Raw genomic sequence first — 531 nt, 5'->3', positions numbered from 1 at the left:
GGCCATGAAGACCCTGTCGCCGCTAATCGAACGGATCGAATCTGACATCATGGGCAGCGATCTGCTGCACGCAGACGGTGAGCCATCGCGTCGCCATGCGTTCGAGACCGATGGCGAACCCGATCCGGGTGCTCGACCGGTCATTGCGCGACAAGGGACTTGGTAAAGGCGTCAGACAGGGCAGGATCTGGTCCTATGTGCGTGAGTGAGCCGTTGTGTCGCCATGTGTTCGAGACCAATGGCGAACGCCCGTGGGCAGGGACTGCGCCACCCGGGGCCGTCTATCGGTTCGCACCGGACTGGAAGGAAGAGCATGTCCTGAACCATCTAGCCGAGGTCCGCGGCATCCTTCAGGCCGATGGCTACAAGGGCTATGCCAAGCTTTACGCGCATAAGCATGAACTCGATGGTGCGCCTCGTTTGCGCGAGGCGGCGTGCTGGGCGCACCTGCGCCGTGACTTCCACGATGTCTGGACATCCACCAAGTCCGAGATCGCCCGCGAGACGCTCGACCGGATCGGCAAACTCTAT

General features: G+C 61.8%; 1 pseudogene. It reads left to right on the top strand.

Annotation, left to right across the window (positions count from 1 at the left end):
- Nucleotides 1–531, top strand: a pseudogene (locus tag BV911_RS18930) (transposase); the annotation flags it as partial.

The organism is Pseudoruegeria sp. SK021 (assembly GCF_002119405.1).
Lineage (GTDB): Bacteria > Pseudomonadota > Alphaproteobacteria > Rhodobacterales > Rhodobacteraceae > Meridianimarinicoccus.
This window is presented reverse-complemented; position numbering and strand designations above follow the sequence as displayed.